Here is a 19,789-nt window from a genome sequence, read left to right as displayed (position 1 = left end):
TTCAGGCATGCGCATGCGCGCTCCACGCAAACTCTCCTCGGAGATGAACGTGGTGCCCTACATCGACGTGATGCTGGTACTGCTGGTGATCTTCATGGCCACCGCGCCGATGATGACCCAGGGAGTGTCCGTGGACCTGCCCCAGGCCAACAGCGCGCCGCTGCCAACGGAAAATGACGAGCCGGTGATGATCGCGGTGGCCGCCGATGGGGGCTACTACATTAATGTCGGTGACGATAGTGAAGCCGCCACTGATCTGGAAGCCTTGACCCAGCGGGTTATCGCCATTCACAACGAGAAGCCGGAAACCCTGTTTCTGGTACGCGGTGATCAGAACGTACCGTATGGCAAGGTAGTGGTACTGATGTCGGAGCTGCAAGGCGCCGGCGTCACCAAGCTGGGCCTGGTGACCGACCCGGCGGAGTTGCCATGAGTGATCGCGGGGTAGGCGCGGGGTTGTCCCTGTTCCTGCACCTGTTGGTGCTGGGCATGGTGTTGTTTACCTGGACCTCCGAGCCGGAACTGCGCCGTCCCCCGAAAATTCCCCCTCATGTGATGGCGGTGGTCACCGATCAGACCGAGCGGTCAGCGGCACCCACCCGTCCGGAGCCGAAGGAAGAGCCGCCGGCGCCCAAGCCGCGGCCAAAACCCGAACCGAAACCGGAGCCCAAACCGAAACCGGAGCCCAAGCCGAAACCGGAGCCCAAGCCGAAATCGGAGCCCAAACCCAAACCGGAACCTAAGCCCGAGCCCAAGCCGCAGCCGAAACCCGAGCCGAAGAAACCGGAGCCGAAGCCGGAACCCAAACCGAAGCCGGCCCCGCCACCCAAGTTCGAGCAGCCGGACATGGAGGAATTGCTGGCCCGGGAACGCCTGGAGATGGCGCGACAGGGCAAGAAGCAGGATCGGGAAAATCCTGGCAGCGGCGATCCGGACAGCAAGGTGGAACAGGAAACCGCCAGCTATATTGATGCCATCTCCTCGGCGGTGGCCAAGCGCTGGCGTATCCCCGGCAACTACCGTAACCGCAACGACATCAGTACCCGGATACGTATCCGTATGGTGCCTGGGGGTGACGTGGTCAACGTGGAAGTGGTCAAGTCCAGCGGTTACCCGGACTTCGATGATTCCGTGGTCAAGGGCGTGCAACTGGCCAGCCCTCTGCCGGTGCCGAAAGGTGACGGTTTTGAAGCGTTCCGAACGCTAGTGCTCGAATTCGAACCTGGAGATGCCAAATGAAGCGACTGATACTGGCCCTGGTCCTGGCGACACTGACGGTGGCCGCGCGGGCCGAGCTGTTGATCAAGGTGACCGAAGGGCGGGTGGATGCGGTGCCGATCGCCATCGTGCCGTTTGATGGAGACAACGAGGCGCCGGAGCAGGTGTCCGCCATTGTTGAGGCGGACCTGCACCGTAGTGGTCAGTTCAAGCCGTTGCCGGTCAAGAACATGCTCAGCCGGCCACACACCAAGGATGCGATCATTTACCGGGATTTTCGTGTGCTTGGCCAGGAGTATCTGGTGATCGGCCATACCAAGCCGCGCGACGACGGTCGCTATGAGGTGACTTACGGCCTGTATGACGTGGGCCGCCAGCGGGAGCTGTTCAGTGAAAGCTACAGCCCGACCAAAGCACAGTTACGGGATGTGGCTCATGCCATTTCCGATCGCATTTATGAGGAGCTCACTGGTATTCCCGGGGCTTTTTCCACCAAGATTCTCTACGTCACCCATAACCGTGGCGCCAAGCTTCCGTATCAGCTGCAGTACGCCGATGCCGATGGCCACCGGGTGAAGACCATCCTGTCCAGCGGCGAGCCGATCATGAGCCCGTCCTGGTCTCCGGATGGCAGCAAGATTGCTTATGTATCCTTCGAAAACAACGGTAAACCGAACATTTATGTGCATGATCTGGCGTCCGGGCAGCGCTCGGTGGTAAGCCGGGAGCGGGGTATCAACGGTGCTCCGTCCTGGTCACCGGACGGCCAACGTCTGGTGATCACGTTGTCCAAGGACGGTAATCCGGAACTGTATATGGTCAATGTGAGCGGCGGCGGGTTGACCCGGCTGACGGACAACTACGGTATTGATACCGAGGCGCGCTGGATGCCGGATGGGGAACATGTGGTGTTTACATCCAGCCGCTCCGGCGGCCCGCAGATCTACATGCTCAACGTTAATGACCGCTCCGCCCGGCGGGTTTCCTTCGAGGGTAATTACAACGCCCGCCCGGATGTCACTCCGGATGGCCGGTATCTGGTTTACGTACATCGTCGCAATGGCAGTTTCAACGTCGGTGTGCAGGACCTGCAGAGGGGTACGTTCGATATTGTGACTCAGACCAATATGGATGAGTCACCCAGTGTTGCGCCTAATGGAAGTATGGTAATTTACGGTACGCAACGTCGCGGCACGGGGGTCCTGGAGGCCGTATCCATCGATGGCAGAGTCAAGGTAGAGCTGCCGTCGAAGGAAGGGGAAGTCAGGGAACCGGCCTGGTCGCCGTTTCTGTAGATGCTGACTCGCATCTCAGGTGTCTGGCCCAGGGTGAGCCACGCGTCAGCGTAGTCACTGACGGGCCGGGGACGGATGCGGAGGTTTCTCCATAAACGGGTCTCAGTGTTCGAAATTACAGGAAATTAATCAGGAGTTTTGTCATGCGTTCATTCGTCAATCCTTTGTTTGCCGTCATTCTGGCCGGTGTTCTTGCCGCCTGTTCCAGCACGCCCACCGAGCAGGACACGTCCGCCACGGACACCTCCGGCATGGATTCCCAGACCGGCACCACTCAGCCGGTTGAGCGTCCCGAGTCCACCCGTCCTGACACCAGCAGTGTTCCGCTGACCGCGGATAACTTCCATAACCATCCGTCCAACTACGACGGCACCACCGATACTCGTGTGATCTACTTCGCATTTGATAGCAACACCGTTCCGGCGGCTGCTTTCGAAACCCTGCGCGCTCACGCGACTTACCTGAAGAACAACGCCAACGCCAAGCTGCGCCTGGAAGGCCACGCTGATGAGCGCGGTACCCGTGAGTACAACGTTGCTCTGTCCGAGCGTCGTGCTCAGGCGGTGCAGAAGTTCCTGCGCGTTCAAGGCGTATCCTCTTCCCAATTGGAAGTGGTGTCCTATGGTGAAGAGAAGCCGGCCGCCTTTGGTCACAGCGAAATGGACTGGGCGAAAAACCGTCGCGTTGAACTGAACTACGTGTCAGGCCGTCCGTAAGCCATGATGTTTAAGCAGGCCATCCATAGACTCGGAACACATGGGGTTATCGGTGCCCTGCTTACGGGGGCCGTGATTACTGCGCAGGCGCAGACCGGCCCTCTGTCCGTGGAAGACCGTGGCGGTTCCCGCAGCGGTGCTCGCACCGTCACCGCGGAACCCGCTGGCGGTGATGACGGTGTGATCATGCTGATGCAACAAATGCAGCAGTATGAAGAACAACTCCAGGATCTACAGGGCCAGATCGAACGTTTGCGCCACGAGGTGGACCGGCTCAAAGCCGCCGAGCGTGAGCGCTACCTGGACCTGGATACCCGAATCAATGCTCTGGTGGAGAACACCGCGCCGGCCCCGGCCGACGAGGACGCCACCGGGGAGGATGGGCAAGGTGAAGGGCCGGCGGATCCGCAAGCGGATCGCCAGGCCTACAACGACGCTCAGCGCAAACTGCTGGAGCGCGACTTCGAAGGCGCCGTATCGGCCCTGGAAGCCTATCTGGAAGAGTACCCGAACGGCAGCTACCGTCCGCAGGCCCATTTCTGGCTGGGTGAATCCTACTCCAATCTGAAGTCGCCCAGACTGACCCAGGCCCGGGAGCAGTTTTCCAAGGTGGTGGATGATTATCCCGATCATGACCGGGCGCCCACCAGTCTGTACAAACTGGCCAGCCTGCAGGCTCGGGGCGGCAGTACCGTCCAGGCCCGGGATACCCTGAAGCGTTTGCTCAAGCAGTATCCGGACTCCTCCGAGGCGGAACTGGCCAAGGCCATGCTCAAGCAATTGGGCAACTGAACCGCCCGCCCGGCGCCGGGGAGCCCCCCGGCGCCTTCCCTGTGTTAGAATGCGCGCCATTCCGGGGCTCGATCCCGACCCCGAATAATTCCGCCCTGTTCCGGGCGGCCATCCGTATCCGCCAACAATGAACATGAAGAGCCGCGGCGCAACCCGTATTCACCGCCGGTCAGGAGCCACAGTGGAACTGCGTATCACCGAGATCTTTCATTCTCTGCAGGGAGAAGCCCGCAGCGTGGGACGGCCCACCGTCTTCGTGCGGCTGACCGGCTGCCCCCAGCGTTGCGTCTGGTGTGATACGGAATACGCCTTTCAGGGCGGGCAAAAGTGGTCGCTGGACGATATTCTCGAGACCGTGGATGGCTACGGCGCCGGCTACGTCACCGTGACCGGCGGGGAACCGCTGGCGCAGCCCAACTGCCTGCCGTTGCTGACGCTCCTTTGCGACCGGGGCTATGAAGTGAGCCTGGAAACCGGCGGCGCCATGGACATTGCCGGGGTGGACGAGCGCGTCTCGGTGGTGATGGATCTGAAGGCGCCGGGCTCCGGCGAGCAGCACAATAACCGGTTGGAGAACATTCCTCTGCTGCGGTCGAACCATCAGGTGAAGTTCGTGCTGGCGGACCGTCGCGACTACGACTGGGCCCGCTTCATGCTTGATCAGCACCAGTTGGCGCGGCGGGTGTCCGATGTGCTGTTCTCGCCGGTGCAGGGCCAGTTGGCGCCACGGGACCTGGCGGACTGGATCGTGCGGGACCGTTTGCCGGTACGCTTCCAGATCCAACTGCATAAATTATTGTGGAACGACGCTCAGGGGCGCTGACGCCCGGGAACGATTATGACGGAGAAGACAACATGAGCACCGCCGTGGTACTGCTGTCCGGGGGCTTGGATTCCGCCACCTGTCTGGCCATGGCACGGGCTGAAGGGCACCGCTGTCACACCATCGCCTTCGACTACGGCCAGCGCACCCGCTCGGAATTGAAAGCCGCTGAGCGGATTTCCCGCGCGCTGGGCGCGGAGTCCCACCGGGTGATCGACCTGGGGCTGGGTAACATCGGCGGTTCCGCGCTCACTGACCATGACATCGCGGTACCCGAAGACGTGGCGGAAGAAGAGGGCGACGGCATTCCGGTGACCTATGTGCCGGCGCGCAACACGGTGTTTCTGTCGCTGGCGCTGGGCTTGGCGGAAGTCCTGGAAGCCGATGTCATTTATATCGGCGTCAACGCGGTGGATTATTCCGGCTACCCGGATTGCCGGCCGGCGTTCATCGAAGCGTTTCAGAACCTGGCCAACCTGGCCACCAAAGCCGGCGTGGAAGGGCATCCGATCCGGATCGCCACGCCGTTGATGGATTTGTCCAAGGCGGATATCGTTCGGGAAGGGACCCGGCTGGGGCTGGATTATGGTCTCACCGTGTCCTGCTATCAGGCCGACGACGAGGGGCGAGCCTGTGGACGTTGCGACAGTTGCCGGCTGCGCCGTCAGGGCTTCGAGGAAGCATTGGTCAAAGATCCGACAAAGTATCAGGGGAAGTAAAAAAATCCCGGTTTCCCCCTTGTCATGCCGAAATAAATCCGTATTATTTGCGCCTCGTTCGACGGGTCGTTAGCTCAGTTGGTAGAGCAGTTGGCTTTTAACCAATTGGTCGTAGGTTCGAATCCTACACGACCCACCAATTTCCAAGAGGGCTGCCGCCAGGCAGCCCTTTTTTTTATGACCGCCGTCAGCATGGGGTGGTTTTGCGACAGTGGAATGACGATTGCCGCCGTTTTCTCCTTGTTGACCTCTCCTTTTTTCTTTATTGAAAATAATTCTTATTAACTATATCTTGCGCCGATCGGAATCCGGCGCCAGGAGAGGCGTGGCCGACGACGGAGACAGCCATGACATACCCGATCAATGCCACCGCCCGGCGCTTTTCGCTGGCGGCCCTGAATGAGCTGGGTGCCCGGTATGGCGTGGACTATCGGCTCGTGGAGCGCTCCGCTGGCGGCGCCGGCGTGCTTGAAGGCGAGGTGGACCAGCAGGCACTGGACTTCGGCGGCACCCTGGTGTTGTCCCGAGTGCGTTCCCTGCAAGCGTATCAGGCCCGCTCCAAGACCGAGTTCTGTCTCTCCGTTGCGGTATTGATGCAGGGAGAGGCGATGATCGGGACCGAACAGGGTCGCCGCCACCGGCTGGCGGGAGATCTGGCGATCACCATGCTGGACCGGGGAGACACCTCGATCCTGGCGGAACATCCGCGGGCACCGACCTTGCAGGGGTTGAATTTGTCGCTGAGGGATCCGGATGGTCTTGGCGATGAGCGGTTGCAAGAGCGGCTGTGGGGGCTGCGCCGTGTCGGGCGCACTCGCCTGACGACCTGGCGTATGCCGTCTTACCTGCAGCAGAGCCTGCTGACCCTGATGAACGGAACCTGGCGGGGTGATCTGGCGGCATTGCACCGGGAAGGTGTGGCACTGCAATTGCTGGCGCATGCGCTGTCCGGTCTGGATACCGCCGACCACACCCCCACCTTGTCGGCAAGGGACCGGCGTCTGTTGCAGCGGGTGTTCGAACGTCTCCAGGAGCAGCCAGAGCGGGAGCACTCGCTGGCCTCACTGGCGGCGCTGGCGTGCATGAGCCCGAGTGCGTTGCGCGCCAAATTCCCTCAGGCCTACGGTCAGACCGTGTTTGCCTGCCTGAGGGAGCGCAGGCTGACGCTGGCCCGTCAGTATCTGGAGCAGGGGGTGTCGGTACAGCAGGCGGCCCATTTCGTCGGCTACCGACATGCCAGCAACTTCACCACGGCGTTTCGTGCCCACTTCGGTATGCCGCCACGGCAGTGGCTACGCCGCTGAGTTCCCGTCCCCCAGCGTGTCGCATAGTTTTTTCAGCATTGCGCATACCCGCGATCAGCCTCAATGAAGAACAATTCTCATTTCATGTTGATTGCTTTGTAGGAAGGAGAACGGTTCATGGGGCGTCGATTCGACGGTATGAGGGGACGCTGGTGCTTCGGTCTGGCCATGGTCACGGCCGGCGGCGTGGTATCCGCACCGGTTTACGCACAATCTCAGGAAGAAGAACCACGGGCATTGGCGCCGGTCAAGGTCTCCGCCGGCGATCTTTCTCTGGAGAACAGCAGTGAACAGCGCGGCGGTTACACCCTGGGCGCCACCGTCAGCGCCACCGGACTGTTGCTGTCGCCGCGGGAGACGCCGCAATCCGTGAGCATCGTTACCCGGGAACAGATCGAGGACCAGGGGCTGGTCAGCACCCGCGAAGTGCTTGAGCAGGCGCCGGGTGTCTCAATGATCCGGAGCGACAGCAACCGCTACGCGTTTTCTTCCCGGGGGTTCTCCATTCGGCAATTCCAGTTCGACGGTCTGCTGACCCCGATTTCCAATTTCTGGAACTTTGGGGCCACTGACCTGGATGCGGCTATTTACGACCGCGTTGAGGTGATCCGCGGCGCCACCGGTCTGATGTCCGGCGCTGGTGAGCCGTCCGCGCTGGTGAATTTTGTGCGCAAGCGTCCGGGGAGGGAGTTCGCCGCTAGTGGCGCGGTGTCGACGGGGTCCTGGGACGCGCGCCGGGCGGAACTGGACCTGACCATGCCGCTTACCGAGGACGGTCGTGTGTCCTCCCGGGTGGTGGCGGTGCGTGACGACAGCGAAAGCTACATGCGGGTATTCGACGATGACCGCCGTACCCTGTATGGCGTGATCAGTGCGGAGCTGTCACCCAGCACGCTGCTGGTGGCGGGCGTGGAGTACCAGGATAACCATAGTAACGGCATGGGGGCGGGGTTTCCCATGTTTTATAGCGATGGCTCCCGCACCGATTTTCCCCGGTCCGTGGTCAATACCACCGACTGGTCCCAATTTGGCACCACCTCCACCACCGGTTTCATGGACCTGACCCACGCCCTTGGTAACGGCTGGCAACTGCGCGGCGCGTTCAGCTACAACGATGGCGATTACGACATGGAATATCTGTTTCGTGGCGGTTACCCCGACCCGGATACCGGCGAAGGCATGACCGGCTCGTTCCTCAATTACCGTGGTGATCGCCAGTATTATCAGATGCACCTGACCGCCACCGGGCCGGTGGAGTGGTTCGGGCGCATTCATGAGGTGTCGCTGGGCTGGATGCGGGTCAAGGACGATTATGTGATGCGAGCGGCTTATCCGGTGGCCAGTCCGGATGTGGGCAGCTTCTTTGACTGGCGTGACAGTCGGGTGCCACGACCAGTCTGGGGGGATTATTCCAACGTCGATGACAGTGTGATTCGTCAGAATGGGGGCTATGTGGTCACCAGGTTGTCATTGGCCGATCCTCTGCACGCCATTCTGGGGGCTCGTATCAGCCAGTGGGAAATCGATCAGGTTTATTTCGGCACACCCACGGATTATCGGGTCAGCGATGAAATCACGCCCTATGCCGGTTTGATCTACGACCTTAATGATGTCTACTCGGCATACGCCAGCTACACCCAGATCTTCCAGCCGCAAAACAATCGCGATCCGCAAGGTGACCTGCTCGACCCGATTCACGGCAACAGCCAGGAACTGGGGCTCAAGGCCGGCTGGGCCGGTGGGCGGTTGACCGGTGCGGTGTCGGTGTTCCGTACCGAGCAGGACAACCTGGCCGAGGAGATCCCGGGAGTCTCGCTGCCGGGGCAGCCGGACCAGCCGGCTTATCGAGCCACTTCCGGAGCCACCGTGGAGGGGGTCGATCTGGAACTGACCGGCGAACTGACGCCACACTGGCATGTTTCCACCAGTTATACCCATTTCACCGCCAAGGACGCCGACGGGCAGACACTCAACCGCACCCAGCCGCGCAGTCTGTTCAAGCTGTTCACCCGTTATCAGCCGCCGGTGGAGCGCCGTTTGACGTTGGGGGCTGGCGTGGACTGGCAAAGCGGCTTTTCCCGCTATACCTCGAGTCGTGTGCCGGTGGTGGGACGAACCAAGGTGGAGCAGGGCAGTTACGCTCTGGTCAATGTCATGGCTCGTTATCAGATCACGCCGGAGTTGAGCGCCACGGTGCGGTTGAACAACGCCTTCGACAAGACCTATTACACCAATGTGGGTTTCTACGATCAGGCCTGGTGGGGAGAACCGCGCAATGTGACGCTGTCGCTGCGCATGGCTTTGTAGTCCGGTCTCGGGGAACCATGGAACGCGGTTTCCGGCTCTGTTTTTATATGCATAAAATGCATTATTGTGAGCCTGGGGGGCAGCAAATCCGGGGCGCCTGGCGTTTTACACCATACTCTTGACGGCACCCGCCGTGACCCCTTCTTTGGCTGTGGTATGATTCGCCCCCCCGGTGGCACCAACATCCTTGATCGTCACCGGGACAGCGACGAGGGTCCGATCCGGACCGATTGTCGGCTTTCCGATCCTCACACGGGGCGGCGATGCGATATGAGTGCTCAGGCGAAAGAACTGGTCCGCTCCCATCTGGCCCATGCCGATGGCGAGCAGGAGATGACCCGGGAACAGCGGGAATTCTACCGCGAGCGGATTAAAGAGAAGTTACAGGCCCGCGACGCGGTGATGGTGGCGCACTATTACACCGATCCGGAGATCCAGGCGCTGGCCGAGGAAAGCGGCGGCTGCGTGGCGGATTCCCTGGAGATGGCCCGCTTCGGCAAGGAGCATCCAGCCAGCACCCTGATCGTGGCCGGCGTGCGGTTCATGGGCGAGACAGCGAAGATTCTCAGCCCGGAAAAGCGGGTGTTCATGCCCACCCTGGAAGCTACCTGCTCTCTGGATATCGGTTGTCCGGAGGATGAGTTCGCCGCCTTCCGCGAACAGCATCCGGACCGTACCGTGGTGGTTTACGCCAATACCTCGGCGGCGGTGAAAGCCCGGGCGGACTGGGTGGTGACGTCGTCCATCGCGGTGGAATTGATCGAGTATCTGGACCAGCGCGGCGAGAAGATTCTATGGGCGCCGGATCAGCACCTGGGCGCCTATGTGCGCGACAAGACCGGTGCCGATGTGCTCTGTTGGGACGGCGCCTGTATCGTCCATGAGGAGTTCAAGGCGCGCGGTGTGGAAGACCTGAAAGCCGCCCATCCCGGCGCCGCCGTGCTGGTGCACCCGGAATCGCCGGCCTCGGTGGTGGCCATCGCCGATGTGGTGGGCTCCACCTCGCAGCTGATCAAGGCGGCCACCGAGATGCCCAACGACACCTTCATCGTCGCCACCGACAAGGGCATCTTCTACAAGATGCAGCAACTGGCGCCGGAGAAGACCTTCATCGAAGCGCCCACCGCCGGCAGTGGCGCCACTTGCCGCAGTTGCGCCCATTGCCCGTGGATGGCGATGAATGGCCTGGAAAATACTCTGGCGGTGCTGCAGGACGAAAACGGTTGCGGGCAGGAAATCTTTGTCGATCCGGACCTGGCCCGGCGTGCCATGGTGCCCCTGGACCGGATGCTGGATTTCGGCAAGAACCTGAAACGCTGATCGAATGGGTGGCGGTTCCGGGGTGGTATCCCGGACCGCCGTCAAAATTCCTCTTCGGAAAGCCGATCCATTTCCTTGAGACGCGCATTCAAGGCACTGCGCAGGGCGAACTGTCCGCTGGCTTCCTTGAGGGCGAACTGCATTTGTTGTTTGGCCTCGCGGTCCCGGCCACGCAGGAAGGCGTATTCGGCCCGGCCCCGATGGGCGCGCGCCAGTTCCCCGCTGTTGCCCCAGGCGTCCGCCGCCATGGACCACAGTGTGGGATCGTCCGGACGCTGCCGTAACAACGGTTCCAGCACCGGTACCGCTTTTTCCGGTTGCCTGGAATACAGGTAGGCCCGTGCCAGCAGTACCGAGCTGGGGTAGCCCTCCGGGTTGATCTTCTGCACCCATTGGGCCATCTCGATGGCACGGCGATAGTCGCCTTCCGCCAGCGCCACTTCCGCCAGGCCCAGCGGGTACCACAGTTCGGTCCGGTCCTGCTGGCGCAGTTGTTCCAATTGGCGCCGGGCCAAATCATACTTTTTATCGTACAGGGCCGACATGGCGAGGCCGTAGCGGGCCGCTTCCTGCTGTTTGGCGTCACCATTCTTCAGTCGCTTCTGGAAATAAGCTTCGGCGCGTTGGTAATCGTCGAAGAAGGACGCCTGAATACGGGCGCGGACCAGCTCAAAGGCCAGGGAGGTTTCCTGCTTCGGGTGGGGTAGATTGCGGGCGCGGGCGCGGCTGTCCGCCACCCGGCTTTCGGTGACCGGGTGAGTGAGCAGGAACTCCGGTGGATCGCCGGCGAATTGCTGTTGTTCCACCAGCCGTTCGAAAAAACGGGGCATGGCGTTCGGGTCCAGACCCGCCGAGACCAGGGTTTGCATGCCGACCCGGTCCGCCTCGCGCTCGTGGTGGCGGGAGTAGGCCAGCTGGGACTGAATCACGCCTGCCTGAGTGGCGGCCATACCGGCCATGCCGGCTTGCGCGTCACCCGCCACGGCCAAGGCGATGCTGGCCAGCATCGCCGCCAGCATGGCGATGTTGGTGCGCTGGGAATCCACATAGCGGCGGGTAAAATGACGTTGACTGACGTGGGCGATTTCGTGCGCCACCACGCTGGCCACCTCATCCATGGAGCCGGCGTTGAGGAACAGGCCGGCGTTGAGGCCGATGACGCCGCCGGGTACCGCGAAAGCGTTGATGGCCTGGCTGTTGATCACCACGATGGAGAGATTGGGTTCATGCAGATCGCTGAATGAGGCCAATCGATAAACCAGGTTCTCCACATAGTCTTGTACCAGCGGATCGGTCATGATCGGTGTCTTGCCACGCAGACCTCGCAGCCAACTGCGGCCCAGCCGGTACTCCTGGTCCGTGGACAGCAGCGCCGCCGCCGGGTCACCGAGATCGGGCAGATCCTGGGCGCGGCCGGGTGGCGCGGCGAGCACCACCACCAGACAGAGTATCAGAGCGTGCATGGCACGGATCACAAAGTCACTCCCGATATAAGGATGGCACCCCTTGATGGATGGCACCCGACACAATTCCGAGGATCCGATGATGGTTCATCAGACCCTGGACGCCAGAGGGCTTCAATGCCCCTTGCCGTTACTGAAAACCCGCCAGGCCCTGCGACATCTGACACCGGGGCGGATGTTGAGGGTGCTGGCCTCCGATGCCGGTTCGGCAAGGGACATCCCCGCCTATCTTCGACAGTCACCGCATGATCTGGTTCGCGATGGCGAAACGGCGGGCGAGTACGAGTTTTTGATACGCTGTGGGGCCGCCGACGACGGCGCGTAGAAATTGTGTAAGTTACACGCAACCCTCTAATAATCCGATACCCGATTTGATTAAGGAAGGCACTCGATGTTCAAAGTGTTCAAGGGCTGGATGGAACGCTGGTTCGCCGATGAGGAGGCGGTCTATCTGCTGGTGGCCCTGGTCGGGGGGCTGGCGATTATCCTGCTGTTTGGCAATATCCTGGCGCCGGTGCTGGCGGCGCTGGTGCTGGCCTATCTGATGCAGGGATTGGTCAGTGCCCTGGAGCGGCGCGGTTTGCCCTCCTTGTTGTCGGTGACGTTGGTGTTCCTGCTGTTTCTTGGTGGTCTGGTGGCGACCCTGGTGGTGCTGTTGCCGATGGTCTGGCAGCAAACGGTCATGCTGGTGCGGGATCAACTGCCCCATGTGCTCAAGAACAGCGAGCAATGGCTGAGGGCATTGCCCGAGCAATACCCGGAAATGGTGTCCATCGAACAAGTGAACATTCTGGTCAACTCGGCCCAGCGGGAACTGGCCCAGTTCGGGCAGGCGGTGCTGTCCTTGTCATTGTCATCGATTCCCAATCTGCTGGAGATCCTGGTGTTTCTGGTGTTGGTGCCGCTGCTGGTGTTCTTTTTCCTCAAGGATCGGCGGGCGCTGGTGTCCTGGTTGCTCGGTCTGCTGCCTTCCCGCCGCAACGTGCTGGGCCGGGTATGGCGGGAGATGGACGGCCAGATCGCCAATTACGTGCGCGGCAAGGCCATCGAAATTCTGGTGGTGGGGGGGACCAGTTTCGTTGCCTTCCTGCTGCTGGATCTTAATTACGCGCTGCTGCTGGCGGTAATGGTGGGTTTGTCGGTCATCGTCCCCTATGTGGGCGCGACCCTGGTGACCTTGCCGGTGGCGGCGGTGGGCTACGCCCAGTTCGGCTGGAGCGGGGACTTTGCCCTGGTGATGGTGATATACGGGGTCATTCAGTTCCTGGACGGCAATATATTGGTGCCATTACTGTTTTCCGAAGCCGTGAATCTGCATCCGGTGGCAATCATCGTCGCGATTCTGTTCTTCGGCGGGATCTGGGGGCTGTGGGGCGTGTTCTTCGCCATTCCTCTGGCCACTTTGCTGAAAGCGGTGCTCAACGCCTGGCCGCGCGAGGAGAAGGAAAAGCCACAGGAATTACCGGCCGCGGAATGAAGGGGCGCAATCGCGGGTCCGTGGAGCACTGGTGTCCTATGGTTTGGGGGTGACCCGCTTACATGCAACACGCTGGCACGCTTACACGCTTTGAAAATACGCGGTTATCCCGGGCCTGACCCGGGATCTCCTTTCTACGAAGTCATGCGCCCTACAAAAAAGGAGATGCCGGATCAAGTCCGGCATGACGGGATTGCTCTGGATTCATGTGCCCAAGGCCGGCAAGCGGGCCTCGGGTTTGGCGTGCCGGGGGGTTGCGTGTAAGCGCGCCAGCGAATTGCGGGACACCAGCGGTCCGAGGAGTGCTCCACGGACCGCGATGTCTTCATGAGCTAAAGCGCTTGGGCCGCTGCCAGCACCTCGTCCACATGGTTCTTCACCTTGACCTTGCGCCATTCCTTGCGCAGTACGCCCTCGGCATCGATCAGGAAGGTGCTGCGCTCGATGCCTTCGAATTCCTTGCCGTACATCTTCTTCAGTTTGATCACATCGAACAACCGGCAGACGGTTTCGTCCTCGTCGCTGATCAGCTCGAACGGAAACGCCTGCTTGGCCTTGAAGTTCTCATGGCGGCGCAGGGAATCCTTGGAGATGCCGAACACTTCACAGCCGGCCTTCTGGAAAGCGGCGTACTGATCGCGGAAGTTCTGGCCCTCGGTGGTGCAACCGGGGGTACTGTCTTTCGGGTAGAAATACAGCACCAGTGTTTTGCCTTTCCAGTCGCCAAGGGTGAAGGTGGTGTCGCTGGTGGCCGGAGCGGAAAAGTCGGGGACCGGCTTGTCCAGTTCTACGGTCATGGGGTGTCCTCTTCGATCGTAAACAGGTTCTTATCGTTTCGGGGTCATGGTGGCGTCCAGGTTGCGGCCTTCGCAGAAATCCAGGAAGGCCTCGCGCAGGCGCGCCACCGAATGTTCGGTGGGGATGCTCAGTGCCAGATGCAGGCGAAACATGGCGGTGCCGGTATGGGGCGCGGCATAGGTGCCGGTGGTCAGGTCGGCGATGTTGATGCCGCGTCCGGAGAAAAATTCGGCGATTTCGTGGACGATGCCCGGGTGGTCCATGGCCACCACCTCGACCTCGTAGGGCAACGCCTGCTGTTCCGCGCCGCTGGTGCGGGTCCGCTTCAGCGTCAGTGCCAGGTCCAGTTTGTTTTCCAGGGTGGTGCGGTCCTGTTCCAGGCGCGCCAGGGCGTCCTCTTCCGCCGCCACCAGCATCAGCACGGCGAACTCGCCGCCCAGCAGGGTCATGCGCGAGTCCAGAATATTGCCGCCGTACTCCAGCACGGTTTTGGACAGGGCATGGACGATGCCCGGCCGGTCGGAGCCAAGGGCGGAAATGACGATCAGTGACTCAGTGGCCATGATGGGATCCTCGCAAGCGTAAAAACTTGCTAACGTCGGTGGGGCGTCGGCAAGCGGGAAGGCAGTAGCTTAACGCTACTGGTCGGGGACCGAAACCTCGCTTCGATGCTCCGGGAATGTTCCGTGAATGCCCCGTGCCGATGCCTTTTCCGGCGAATTGATATTGTTCAGGCCAAGCGCGGAGGGGTACCATACGCGGTTTGGGGAACCACGGTTCCCGATCGTCTGTGCGCTAGGAACAGGCTCTGAATGACGAACCGGCCCTCAACGGGCCAGGGCAGGAGATGACGGCATGATTCGCGGCAGTATTGTGGCGCTGGTCACCCCGATGCGGGAAGACGGCTCAGTGGACTGGGAGCGGTTGCGCAACCTGGTCGACTGGCACGTCGAGCAGGGCACCCACGCCATCGTGGCGGTGGGCACCACTGGTGAATCCGCTACCCTCGGTTTCGAGGAGCACGACAGTGTGATTCGTGAGGTGGTGGCCGTGGCCAATAAACGGATTCCGGTGATTGCCGGTACCGGGGCCAACAATACCGAGGAAGCCATTCGCCTGACCCGTGACGCCAAACGTGACGGCGCCGATGCCTGCCTTCTGGTGACCCCGTACTACAACAAGCCCCCCCAGGAAGGCCTGTATCAGCACTTCCTGGCCGTGGCGCGGGCGGTGGATATTCCCCAGATCCTGTACAACGTCCCCGGGCGCACCTCCTGTGATCTGTTGCCGGAGACGGTGGAGCGCCTGTCCCGGGTGCCCAATATTGTCGGCATCAAGGAAGCCACCGGTAATCTGGAGCGGGCACGGGAGATCCGTGAACGCTGCGGTCCGGATTTCATGGTTTATTCCGGGGACGACGCCACGGCTTGCGAACTGATGCTGGCCGGCGGCGATGGCAATATTTCCGTCACCGCCAATGTGGCGCCGGCGAAGATGGCGCGGCTCTGTGACGCGGCGCTGAGCGGTGATGCCGATGGCGCTCGTGCACTGAACGCGGAACTCGAGCCCCTGAATCGTGATCTGTTTATCGAAGCGAACCCGATTCCGGTGAAATGGGCGCTTTACGAGATGGGGATGATCGACCGGGGAATCCGGTTGCCCCTGGTTCCATTGTCGGAGGCCGCTCAGCCGCGTTTGCGTGAAACGCTGCGTCGTAGCGGGCTCCTGGAGGCATGATGCAGCGTTGGCTTACTGTTGTAGCGCTGGCCACCACGGGTATGGTGGCCGGTTGTGGTTTGATTCCTAACCAAAGTCTGAAGTATCGCGAAGCCGAGGTGGTGGAGCCGATGACGGTTCCGGATGGCTGGGTGTTCATCGGCCAATCTCCGCTTTATGAAGTGCCGGACGCGGATCAGCGGCTGACCGCCGAAGACGGCGAGAGGAGTTTCCAGGCGCCGAAACCGCCGGATCTGGTCGGTGCGGTGCCGGATGCGGAAGATCAGGCGCCGGTGCCGGCGTCCCGGGCCGGTGCCAAGGCGGTGCTGGCGAAGGACGGCACCGGCTATCCGATCATCATGATGCCGGACCGTTACGCGGAAGCCTGGGAAAGCGTGGGGCAGGCGCTGACGCAGACCGACCTGCGCGTCACCGACCGTAACCGTGACCAGGGCGTGTTCTTTCTCACCGTGCCGGAACGTTACCAGTTGCAGCCGGCGGAGGCGCAGCTCAAGCTCAGCCATACCACCAATGGTATCCAGGTGGCTCTGATGAACGCCGAAGGCACCGCGCTGGCGGATAAAGCCGCAAGTCTGGCGGTGTTGGAGGGTCTGTACGGCGAGTTGCAGCGCATCGGCCCGGGCGCCCGGCGCTAGGGCGCCGACGGAAGGCCGTGGTGCGCCTGGCTTCCCTGGGCAGTGGCAGCAAAGGCAACGGCACCCTGGTGTGGGCCGGCGATTGCCTGGTGCTGGTGGATTGCGGTTTCAGTGCCAAGGAAGCCGAGCGCCGCCTGGCCGAGCGAGGTCTGGGCGGTGACGATCTCGGCGCCATTCTGGTCACTCACGAGCATGGCGACCACATTCGTGGCGTGGGCGCTTTGGCCCGTCGCCACCGGATCCCGGTATACAGCACTTTTGGCACCGCCCGGGCGGTGGCCGGCAAGGCAGCGGATCTCCATCGCTGTGACTGGCACGAAGTACGGCCCGGGCGATCCTTCCAGATCGGCGCCCTGGCGGTGATGCCGGTGACCGTGCCACATGATGCCCGTGAACCGTGCCAGTACCGGTTCTCCTGGCGACAGCGGGAGGTGGGCGTGCTCACCGATCTGGGCTCGGTAACCCCTCACGTGCTGCAGGCCTATGCGGAATGCGACGCGCTGGTGCTGGAATGCAACCATGAGCCGGAACTGCTCGCCAATGGCCCTTATCCGCCCTCGCTGAAACGCCGGGTCGGGGGGCAACTGGGACACTTGAGCAATCAGCAGGCGGCGGCACTGCTGGCCCAGTGCAACGTGGATCGCTTGCAGCATCTCGTGTTGTCGCACTTGAGCGAGCAAAATAACACTCCCGATCATGCTCTATGGGAAATTCACCAGGTGATGGAGCAGGGCCGGGAGAGAATTCAGGTGGCCAGCCAGACCGACGGGTTTGACTGGCTGGATGTTTCCTAGCGCAGGATCACGAGGTCAAAGCAGGTACCCCATGGAAAAACGTGACGAACTCTACGCCGGCAAGGCCAAGTCCGTATACACCACCGACGACGCCGACAAGCTGGTGATCGTGTTTCGCAACGACACCTCTGCTTTTGACGGCAAGAAGAAAGAGGCGCTGGATCGTAAAGGCGCGGTGAACAACCAGTTCAACGCCGCCATCATGGAAAAACTCCAGGCCGCCGGTATTCCCACACACTTCGAGAAGCTGCTGTCCAACAACGAATGCGTGGTGAAGAAACTGGACATGATCCCGCTGGAATGCGTGGTGCGTAACATCGCCGCCGGTTCCATCGTCCGCCGCCTGGGCGTGGAGGAGGGCAAGGAACTGAATCCCCCCACCTTCGAGCTGTTTCTCAAGGACGACGCCCTCGGTGATCCGATGATCAACGAATATCACGTTCGCAGCTTCGGCTGGGCCGAACCCGAGCACCTGGAAAAAATGAAGGAACTGACCTTCAAGGTGAACGATGTGCTCAAGCAGCTGTTCCTGGACGCCAACATGCTGCTGGTGGACTACAAGCTGGAGTTTGGTCTGTTCCACGGTGAGGTGGTGCTGGGCGACGAGTTTTCCCCGGACGGTTGCCGCCTGTGGGACAAGGACACTCGCGAGAAAATGGACAAGGACCGCTTCCGTCAGGGGTTGGGCAATGTGGTGGAGGCCTATGAAGAAGTCGGTCACCGCCTTGGTATCACCTTCCAGTACGACTAAGCCTTTGGCCCGCTTGCGGCGCAACGTGCCGGCACGCTAACACGCATTCGCTGGCAAGCCAGCTTCCCACAGCGGCTTCGTGGCCCCTCTGTGGGAAGCGAGCTCGCTCGCCAATACGGCACCCATTCATGTCTCCAACGCCCCGGCTGTTCTCTCTTCCTTGCCCCCTGCCGGGGCCCGCTTGCGGCGCTATATCAGTGCGCTCGGCGTTACGGTTTTGCACAAGGTAACGAAAGTTTCACAATGCGCTGAAGCTGCCGGGCGCAAGTCGTTGTTTTTTCTTGGTTCGATATTTAACTTGTTGATTTTAAAAGAATTTAATTTTATGGATACTTTTTCGTCATTCTGTCGAAATGTCAGGGTAAATGGGGCCTGGCGACAGTTGATGACAGTCTGTGCACAGTGTTATCCACAGATTCTGTGAGTAACTCGCCGGTGGATAAACCCTGATCAATGTCAGCCGCCATGCAGTCCCAGCGCATTCATGAATAAACGCATCAGACCGGCGGCGGAACCGAGTGCCAGCACACTGGCGCTCCAGATCAGTGCCATCCATCCCAACCGTTTGCCCCAGGAGGGTGGCGGGGTGGCTTTGGCTGTTTGAGAGTGTTCCAGCTGTCGGGTTGTCATCAGTGGTACCCGTCCTCAGGCCGGACTTTGCCACGGAACACGTAGTAAGCCAGGGCTGTGTACATCAGGATGAAGGGGATAATGAACAGCGCACCCACCAGAGTGAAACCGAGGCTTTGTGGTGGCGCGGCCGCTTCCCACAGCGTCAAGTCCGGTGGCAGGATGTGGGGCCAGCCACTGACCGCCAGGCCGCTGTAGCCGAGAAAGATCAATACCAGGGTGTAGAGGAACGGCGAAACCTGCGCGCCCTGTTTCAGCCCTTTGAGCATGAGCGTGGCGCATAACACCACCAGCAACGGGATTGGCGAGAACCAGAACACGTTTGGGAAGCTGAACCAGCGTTCGGCGATGTGCGGGTGCGCGATCGGTGTCCACACGCTGATAACGGTAATCAGGGCCAGCATCACCCAGGTCAGCGGATGAGTCAGACGGCGCATGCGGCTCTGTAGCCGGCCCTCTGTTTTCATGATCAGCCAGGTGCTGCCCAGCAGGGCATAGGCGAATACCAGACCCACCCCGGTGAACAACGGGAAGGGCGCGAACCAGTCGAAGGCGCCGCCGGTATGGACCCCGTTTTCCACCGGCAGCCCGTTGATGAAGGCACCCAGTACCACTCCCTGAAAGAAAGTGGCGGTCAGCGAGCCGCCGATGAACGCCTTGTCCCAGACCGGCCGCTCGCTCTCCCGGGCCTTGAAGCGGAACTCAAAGGCGATGCCCCGGAAAATCAGCCCCAGCAGCATGAAAATCAACGGCAGGTAGAGCGCGGTGAGGACCACCGAATAGACCATCGGAAAGGCGGCGAACAGACCCGCTCCGCCCAGTACCAGCCAGGTCTCGTTACCGTCCCAGACTGGTGCCACCGTGTTCATGGCGACGTCGCGGTCGTGTTTGTCCGGCAGGAACGGATAGAGGATGCCGATACCAAGATCGAAGCCGTCCATGATCACATACATCATCACCCCGAAGCCGATGATCAGCGCCCACAGTAAAGGAAGATCGATACCCATGGT

21 protein-coding genes and 1 tRNA gene are annotated in these 19,789 nt (G+C 61.2%); 17 read left to right on the top strand and 5 right to left on the bottom strand.

Features of this window, described 5'->3' with window-relative positions; translation table 11 throughout:
* Positions 1–7 precede the first annotated feature (7 nt).
* From tolR to nadA, 11 genes are all read left to right on the top strand, one after another.
* Positions 8–433 carry a protein TolR gene (gene tolR / locus E0L37_RS19225; protein WP_133493283.1) on the top strand — a complete coding sequence of 142 codons (426 nt, stop codon included), beginning with the start codon at positions 8–10 and terminating at the stop codon, positions 431–433.
* The gene (locus E0L37_RS19220) at positions 430–1,239 is read left to right on the top strand and encodes a cell envelope integrity protein TolA (RefSeq protein ID WP_133493267.1); all 810 of its coding nucleotides are present in this window, start codon (positions 430–432) and stop codon (positions 1,237–1,239) included. Before tolR ends, E0L37_RS19220 begins: the two co-directional genes overlap by 4 nt.
* On the top strand, positions 1,236–2,513 hold the full coding sequence (tolB, locus tag E0L37_RS19215) for a Tol-Pal system beta propeller repeat protein TolB (RefSeq protein ID WP_133493266.1): 1,278 nt from the start codon (positions 1,236–1,238) through the stop codon (positions 2,511–2,513). Before E0L37_RS19220 ends, tolB begins: the two co-directional genes overlap by 4 nt.
* Positions 2,514–2,656: 143 nt before the next feature.
* Positions 2,657–3,229 carry a peptidoglycan-associated lipoprotein Pal gene (pal, locus tag E0L37_RS19210; protein WP_133493265.1) on the top strand — a complete coding sequence of 191 codons (573 nt, stop codon included), beginning with the start codon at positions 2,657–2,659 and terminating at the stop codon, positions 3,227–3,229.
* A gap of 72 nt (positions 3,230–3,301) precedes the next feature.
* Complete coding sequence (gene ybgF, locus E0L37_RS19205; RefSeq protein ID WP_236564192.1) at positions 3,302–4,021, top strand: tol-pal system protein YbgF; 720 nt, start codon at positions 3,302–3,304, stop codon at positions 4,019–4,021.
* 181 nt (positions 4,022–4,202) lie between these two features.
* On the top strand, positions 4,203–4,844 hold the full coding sequence (gene queE, locus E0L37_RS19200; RefSeq protein WP_133493263.1) for a 7-carboxy-7-deazaguanine synthase QueE: 642 nt from the start codon (positions 4,203–4,205) through the stop codon (positions 4,842–4,844).
* A 32-nt stretch (positions 4,845–4,876) separates the two neighbouring features.
* On the top strand, positions 4,877–5,563 hold the full coding sequence (gene queC, locus E0L37_RS19195; protein ID WP_133493262.1) for a 7-cyano-7-deazaguanine synthase QueC: 687 nt from the start codon (positions 4,877–4,879) through the stop codon (positions 5,561–5,563).
* A gap of 63 nt (positions 5,564–5,626) precedes the next feature.
* Positions 5,627–5,702: transfer RNA gene (locus E0L37_RS19190), tRNA-Lys, on the top strand.
* Between the two features lie 208 nt (positions 5,703–5,910).
* Entirely contained in the window at positions 5,911–6,867 is a 957-nt protein-coding gene (locus E0L37_RS19185; RefSeq protein ID WP_097057826.1) for an AraC family transcriptional regulator, read from the top strand.
* Between the two features lie 117 nt (positions 6,868–6,984).
* Positions 6,985–9,174, top strand: coding sequence for a TonB-dependent siderophore receptor (locus tag E0L37_RS19180; RefSeq protein ID WP_236564105.1), 2,190 nt, complete (start codon positions 6,985–6,987; stop codon positions 9,172–9,174).
* Between the two features lie 270 nt (positions 9,175–9,444).
* Positions 9,445–10,494 (top strand): quinolinate synthase NadA, encoded by a 1,050-nt coding sequence (nadA, locus tag E0L37_RS19175; protein WP_133493261.1) that lies wholly within the window; start codon positions 9,445–9,447, stop codon positions 10,492–10,494.
* 41 nt (positions 10,495–10,535) lie between these two features.
* Here the strand turns inward: nadA and E0L37_RS19170 are convergent, their stop codons facing one another.
* A complete protein-coding gene (locus tag E0L37_RS19170; protein WP_133493260.1) occupies positions 10,536–11,969 on the bottom strand; it encodes a M48 family metalloprotease in 1,434 nt (477 codons plus the stop codon).
* Between the two features lie 34 nt (positions 11,970–12,003).
* Here E0L37_RS19170 and E0L37_RS19165 point away from each other — a divergent pair, with 34 nt between their 5' ends.
* Both E0L37_RS19165 and E0L37_RS19160 read left to right on the top strand, forming a co-directional pair.
* Complete coding sequence (locus E0L37_RS19165) at positions 12,004–12,282, top strand: sulfurtransferase TusA family protein (RefSeq protein WP_205655654.1); 279 nt, start codon at positions 12,004–12,006, stop codon at positions 12,280–12,282.
* Between the two features lie 66 nt (positions 12,283–12,348).
* Positions 12,349–13,434: an AI-2E family transporter gene (locus tag E0L37_RS19160; protein WP_133493259.1), complete on the top strand. Its 1,086-nt coding sequence runs from the start codon at positions 12,349–12,351 to the stop codon at positions 13,432–13,434.
* A gap of 332 nt (positions 13,435–13,766) precedes the next feature.
* Here the strand turns inward: E0L37_RS19160 and E0L37_RS19155 are convergent, their stop codons facing one another.
* Both E0L37_RS19155 and E0L37_RS19150 read right to left on the bottom strand, forming a co-directional pair.
* The gene (locus E0L37_RS19155; protein WP_133493258.1) at positions 13,767–14,231 is read right to left on the bottom strand and encodes a peroxiredoxin; all 465 of its coding nucleotides are present in this window, start codon (positions 14,229–14,231) and stop codon (positions 13,767–13,769) included.
* A gap of 30 nt (positions 14,232–14,261) precedes the next feature.
* A complete protein-coding gene (locus tag E0L37_RS19150) occupies positions 14,262–14,795 on the bottom strand; it encodes a glycine cleavage system protein R (RefSeq protein WP_133493257.1) in 534 nt (177 codons plus the stop codon).
* Between the two features lie 292 nt (positions 14,796–15,087).
* On the opposite strand from E0L37_RS19150, the gene dapA reads away from it, so the two are divergent.
* The 4 genes from dapA to purC are packed head-to-tail and all read left to right on the top strand — an operon-like array spanning position 15,088 to position 18,149.
* On the top strand, positions 15,088–15,969 hold the full coding sequence (gene dapA, locus E0L37_RS19145) for a 4-hydroxy-tetrahydrodipicolinate synthase (protein WP_133493256.1): 882 nt from the start codon (positions 15,088–15,090) through the stop codon (positions 15,967–15,969).
* On the top strand, positions 15,969–16,604 hold the full coding sequence (bamC, locus tag E0L37_RS19140) for an outer membrane protein assembly factor BamC (RefSeq protein WP_133493255.1): 636 nt from the start codon (positions 15,969–15,971) through the stop codon (positions 16,602–16,604). Before dapA ends, bamC begins: the two co-directional genes overlap by 1 nt.
* 20 nt (positions 16,605–16,624) lie before the next feature.
* Positions 16,625–17,398, top strand: a complete 774-nt coding sequence (locus E0L37_RS19135; protein ID WP_133493254.1) for an MBL fold metallo-hydrolase — start codon at positions 16,625–16,627, stop codon at positions 17,396–17,398.
* Between the two features lie 31 nt (positions 17,399–17,429).
* On the top strand, positions 17,430–18,149 hold the full coding sequence (gene purC / locus E0L37_RS19130) for a phosphoribosylaminoimidazolesuccinocarboxamide synthase (protein ID WP_133493253.1): 720 nt from the start codon (positions 17,430–17,432) through the stop codon (positions 18,147–18,149).
* 456 nt (positions 18,150–18,605) lie between these two features.
* On the opposite strand, the gene E0L37_RS19125 is transcribed toward purC, so the two are convergent.
* A complete protein-coding gene (locus E0L37_RS19125) occupies positions 18,606–18,779 on the bottom strand; it encodes a DUF2474 domain-containing protein (RefSeq protein WP_133493252.1) in 174 nt (57 codons plus the stop codon).
* The gene (gene cydB / locus E0L37_RS19120) at positions 18,779–19,786 is read right to left on the bottom strand and encodes a cytochrome d ubiquinol oxidase subunit II (protein WP_133493251.1); all 1,008 of its coding nucleotides are present in this window, start codon (positions 19,784–19,786) and stop codon (positions 18,779–18,781) included. The genes E0L37_RS19125 and cydB overlap by 1 nt, the downstream gene beginning before the upstream one ends.
* Between the last annotated feature and the right edge of the window lie 3 nt (positions 19,787–19,789).

The organism is Alcanivorax sp. 24 (assembly GCF_004360225.1).
Lineage (GTDB): Bacteria > Pseudomonadota > Gammaproteobacteria > Pseudomonadales > Alcanivoracaceae > Alloalcanivorax > Alloalcanivorax xiamenensis.
Note: the sequence above shows the minus strand (reverse complement) of the source record. Positions and strands in the feature narration are given on the sequence as shown.